Origin of the sequence: Pseudoalteromonas sp. TB51 (assembly GCF_000498055.1) — a bacterium.
Taxonomy (GTDB): domain Bacteria; phylum Pseudomonadota; class Gammaproteobacteria; order Enterobacterales; family Alteromonadaceae; genus Pseudoalteromonas; species Pseudoalteromonas atlantica.
In genome coordinates, this window is the sequence record NZ_AUTO01000263.1 from 1 (window position 1) to 5,013 (window position 5,013).

At 41.0% G+C, this 5,013-nt stretch carries 6 protein-coding genes; 1 reads left to right on the forward strand and 5 read right to left on the reverse strand.

Going from position 1 to position 5,013, the window contains the following annotated elements; translation table 11 throughout:
- Together L650_RS23860 and L650_RS0115510 are read right to left on the reverse strand one after the other, a co-directional pair.
- A partial coding sequence (locus L650_RS23860; protein ID WP_164835569.1) for a sulfotransferase occupies positions 1–134 on the reverse strand: 134 nt, incomplete at its 3' end.
- 11 nt (positions 135–145) lie between these two features.
- Entirely contained in the window at positions 146–520 is a 375-nt protein-coding gene (locus L650_RS0115510) for an MAPEG family protein (RefSeq protein ID WP_029773679.1), read from the reverse strand.
- A 118-nt stretch (positions 521–638) separates the two neighbouring features.
- On the opposite strand from L650_RS0115510, the gene L650_RS0115515 reads away from it, so the two are divergent.
- Positions 639–1,997, forward strand: coding sequence for a DUF2254 domain-containing protein (locus L650_RS0115515; protein WP_029773680.1), 1,359 nt, complete (start codon positions 639–641; stop codon positions 1,995–1,997).
- Here L650_RS0115515 and L650_RS0115520 read toward each other — a convergent pair.
- The 3 genes from L650_RS0115520 to L650_RS23865 all read right to left on the reverse strand — a co-directional run.
- Positions 1,987–2,715 carry an SIMPL domain-containing protein gene (locus L650_RS0115520; protein WP_029773681.1) on the reverse strand — a complete coding sequence of 243 codons (729 nt, stop codon included), beginning with the start codon at positions 2,713–2,715 and terminating at the stop codon, positions 1,987–1,989. The genes L650_RS0115515 and L650_RS0115520 overlap by 11 nt on opposite strands.
- 152 nt (positions 2,716–2,867) lie before the next feature.
- Positions 2,868–4,562 (reverse strand): NAD-dependent malic enzyme, encoded by a 1,695-nt coding sequence (locus tag L650_RS0115530; protein WP_029773682.1) that lies wholly within the window; start codon positions 4,560–4,562, stop codon positions 2,868–2,870.
- Between the two features lie 142 nt (positions 4,563–4,704).
- Positions 4,705–5,013 (reverse strand): gamma-glutamyltransferase (locus L650_RS23865; protein ID WP_174380516.1); only part of this gene is annotated, 309 nt, incomplete at its 5' end.

The following is a 5,013-nucleotide window of genomic DNA, read 5'->3' on the forward strand; positions in this document are numbered from 1 at the left end:
GCTATGGCTGTGGCGTTTTCAAAACAATGCGAGGTGTACGCAGTGTGCGCCGTGGCAATGCCAAACTCTAAAAAAGCGTGGCATACACTGGTGGTGCCTGTACGCGGAAGCCCTATTATAAATATTTTACTCATAACAGCTATTACTAAATATTGCGTGTTACAAGCAACAAAAAGGCACTAATAACCATCACTAAAAAGGTGGCAATGGTACCAATTTGGCGATACTTAAGGTTGTTTTCAACAATGCCTAAATTGTGAAAAACGCGCCCTATTAATAATGCGCCACCTAAAATATTACAATAATGGCTGGCAAGGCCTTGGTATTCGGCTAAAAAAAGCAAAATAATCGCAAAGGGTACGTATTCCATAAAATTAGCATGGGCACGCACTGCACGTTGTAATTTAGGGTTGCCGTTATCGCCAAGCGACACTTGTTCGCTGCGGCGTACTTTGATCACATTAAAACTTAAGTAAATATAATAAAACGCTAAAAGCGCAGCATACGTAGAAACTATCACGGTGTTGTCCTGTTTTATTTTTGGCAATAATAACATAGTTTTGCACAATCATAAGTTTACTTAGTAACTATGCTACAGTGTGTATTAGTTGAATTTTATAACGCAATGAAAGGAATTTATGTTTGTCCCTCGCAAAGTAGCCGACCGCTATCGTGAAATGATCAACAGCATTGGCTTTTACCCTTCTGTACTTTCGATTGGTTTTTTACTTTTTGCTGTAATTACCATGTCGCTTGAATACATAGCGCCTGTTGAGCAGCTCAAGGCGTTTATATCTGTTGTGCTTGTAGACAGCGCCGAAAATGCCCGCACCATTTTAAGCACCCTAGCAGGCAGTATTATATCGCTTACGGTGTTTAGTTTTTCTATGGTGATGGTGGTTTTAAATTCGGCCAGCGCCAGTTTATCTCCGCGGGTTGTACCTGGGCTTATTACCCGTAAATCGCATCAAATGGTATTGGGCTTTTATTTAGGCAGCATAATTTACTCAATTATTATGCTCATTAATATTAATAAGCTTGAAGGTGGCGATACCGCTATTCCATCGCTTGGGGTGCTGCTGTCATTGGTGTTTGGCTTAGTATCGCTTGGCTTGTTTGTATTTTTTATTCATTCAATATCTAAAGCCATTCAAGTAGATAATGTACTTAACGGTTTATTTAGCCAAACTAAACGCGAAATTAAAGCCATTGTTGATAGGCAATCAGAAAAACCATTCACTGACTTTCCTGATTTTACACAGTGGCACTCAGTTAATAGTACTACCGAGGGTTATTACAAAGGGGTGCATACAGATAAGTTATGCGCCATATTAGCCGAGGAAAATATTCGGGTGTATATCTCGGTAAACCAAGGTTACTTTACCGTTAAAGGCTATCCGTTTTTAAAATGCGATAAAGACATTTCTAACAACGAAGAACTTATCGCTAAAATTTTAGACTGCTTTATTTTTTATATAGAAGAGTACATTAGCGATCATTACCGTTACGGATTAACGCAAATTTCAGAAATTGCCGTTAAAGCAATGAGCCCAGGTATTAACGATCCCGGTACAGCGGTTAAATCGATAGATATGCTGAGTATTTTATTAATTGAGCGCCTGTCGCTTAACGATACAAACTATTCGTTTAAACACAGCGACAACGCCCCGTTACTCTTTATACACGAAACCAGTTTTGATGAGTTACTGCACGATAACTTTACGCCACTGCGTAATTACGCAAAAGGCGATGCGTATGTAATGACGAACGTTTTAGAGGCATTTAAAAATATATTGTTTGTAGCGCATGGCAATGATGCAGCACGAAACAGCCTATTTAATTACTTAAATGCCATTGTAGATGACATAAACGAGCATGTAAGTAACGAATACGACAGACAAGAAATTACCAACATGCTTAACGCGATTGCACGTATTAGCAAGCCACAAGGGGATAAACTAGTGGCTCNTTTTACCTGCCAACATACTAGTCAATAAAGTAAACCGCATAGCTAGACGCTGTTACTTTAATTTCTCCCGCATGATACGCATCAGGAACAAAATTACCGGGTGCGCTATCTGCCACCATCATGGTTTTTTCTGAGCGAGCATAAGGCTGCGCAGGTACGTTCATCGGGCTTAGCGACGCCGTATATAACCCTTTTAGCTCAACGCCGTAATCGGCACTTAATTCTTTGGCGGCTTTACGGGCATCTTGAATGGCCAATTTTTGCGCCTGTTTGTGCAGCTCTTCATAGTTGCTCGCTAAAAATTGGGTTTGGTTTATTTGGTTAATGCCGTTATTTACTAGGTTTTGTAACAGCTGAGGGTATTTTTCGATTTGCGAGAGTTTAACGCTTAACGTGCGCGACACTCTAAAGCCTTTAAATTCTTGCTCGCCAGAGCTTCTGTTGTATTGGCTTTCGCGATTTATAGAAATATGCCCTGCATTAATATTACCGTCTTTAATGCCAAGCTCTTTTACTAATTTGATCGCTTTGGCCATGGTTTTATCGGCCTTGTTTTTAGCATCAATTAGGTCTTTATCTATTTCTATAATGCCTACGCTTAATTGTACGTAGTCAGGCATAGTGGTTACGGTTGCTTCACCTTTAACATAAATATGAGGAGCGTTAGGTGTTGAGTTTGCATGCGCATCAACGCTTAAAGTACTTAAGGCAATTGCGCTACTTAATAAAAGAGTGTGTGTTTTCATTGCATTATCCATTGTATTTTTGTTGTCACCATTAAAGAGCCTACGTGGTTAACAATAAATGAACAAGCACAAAAAAACAGGCAATTGCCTGTTTTTTGTAACTGGCTGTAACGCAACGTACAGCCTTATTTACTTTACGTTACTTAGCGTAATTAAATGCTACAACGTTTGTAGTTACGGTATTTAGGTAACCAGTAATTTTTATCAATAGCAGCCCACAGTGCATCGTCGCTAATCTCTAGAGCTACGCCCTCTTCAATTGCTTTTTTAGCCACTGCAAATGCAATACGCTTACTTAATGTTTCAATTTCAGTCAGTGCAGGTAACAAGCTGCCTTTACCGGTGTTTGCACGGGGTGATGACTCAGCAAGCATTTCGCTCGACATACTCAGCATTGCATCGGTAATGCGTGTTGCTTTTGCTGCAATCACACCTAGGCCAATACCTGGGAAAATATAACTGTTGTTACACTGTGGAATTGGGAACACTTCACCATTAAATTCTACTGGCTCAAACGGGCTACCCGTTGCTACAAGTGCTTTACCTTCAGTCCATTTAATAACATCTGCTGGGTGTGCTTCAACCTGCTTAGATGGATTACTTAATGGGAAAATAATCGGTTGCTCACAGCCTGAGTGCATAGCGCGGATAACTTGCTCGGTAAATAAGCCCGGTTGACCCGATACACCAATTAAAATATCAGGTGCTGCACAGTGCATTACATCTAATAATGAAGCGTATTCGCCGCTGTAAGTCCACTCGCTTAATGCAGCTTGTGGTTGCGCTAGTGCTTGTTGGAAATCGCGTAAGCCTTCCATACCTTCAGTGAGTAGGCCAAAACGGTCAACCATAAATACTTGGCTGCGCGCTTGTGCTTCGCTAATGCCTTCAAACACCATTTGGCTAATAATTTGCTCAGCTATACCACAACCGGCAGAGCCTGCGCCAACAAATACCACTTTTTGCTCGCTAAGGGTTGAGCCTTTAACACGACACGCAGCTAATAAAGAGCCTACAGTTACCGCTGCTGTACCTTGAATGTCATCATTAAAGCTACAAATTTCGTTACGGTAGCGTTTAAGTAATGGCATAGCGTTTGGCTGTGCAAAATCTTCAAACTGCAGTAATACATTTGGCCAGCGACGTTTAACCGCTTTAATGAATAAGTCTAAAAACTCATCGTATTCATCTTGCGCAATACGCTTATGACGCGCGCCCATGTACATAGGGTCATTAAGAAGTTTTTCGTTGTTAGTACCTACATCAAGCATTACAGGTAATGTGTACGCTGGGCTAATACCACCACACGCTGTGTAAAGTGATAACTTACCAATAGGAATACCCATGCCACCAATACCCTGATCGCCTAGGCCTAAAATACGTTCGCCATCGGTAACCACAATTACTTTTACTTTGCCTTTGGTGGCGTTACGTAGAATGTCGTCAATTTGATAGCGATCTTCGTACGAAATAAATAAGCCACGTGCACTGCGGTAAATATCTGAGAATTTTTCACAGGCATCACCAACCGTTGGCGTGTAAATAATTGGCATCATTTCTTCAAGATGATCACGCACTAAACGGTAGTAAAGTGTTTCGTTATTATCTTGAATGGCACGCAAGTAAATATGCTTGTTTAAGTTATCGTTAAAGCTTGAATACTGCTGATAACAACGCTCAACCTGCTCTTCAATTGTTTCAAAACGTGGAGGAAGCAAACCCGCAAGGTTAAAGTTTTCGCGTTCTTTTTTACTAAACGCGCTGCCTTTGTTTAAAAGCGGAGTTTCAATTAGGCCAGGGCCAGAGTAAGGAATATAAAGGTAGTTAGGATCAGTATTTGTTGTCATATTTCCAGGCTTTAACGGAGTCTTAAGTTATGATCTGCCATTATCATTGTAAAAGGTTAAATTGCAATGACAATTAAGCTTGTCAGACCATTGAGAGAAAACACATGCAGGCTTCGCTGCCTGCATGGCTATTATACATAAATTAAAATTTGATAGTGGCGTTTTTGTCAGTTAAATCCGACAAAGCAACCCCTTCACGGCGCGGATCGGCACCGCCATACAATTTATTGTTTTTAACCTCTACGGCATGTAAGCCAGAGTTTAAATCAAGTACGCGTACCGCATGGCCGCGTTTAGTTAATTGTGGGGCTATGGCTTCAAGCGCGGTGCCTTTTTCAAGGCTCGTGTAATCGTTACGATTGGTGGTTCTTGGCAGGTTAATCGCCTCTTGCGCCGATAAGTTCCAATCCAGTACACCAATAACCACTTGCGCTACATAATCAATGATACG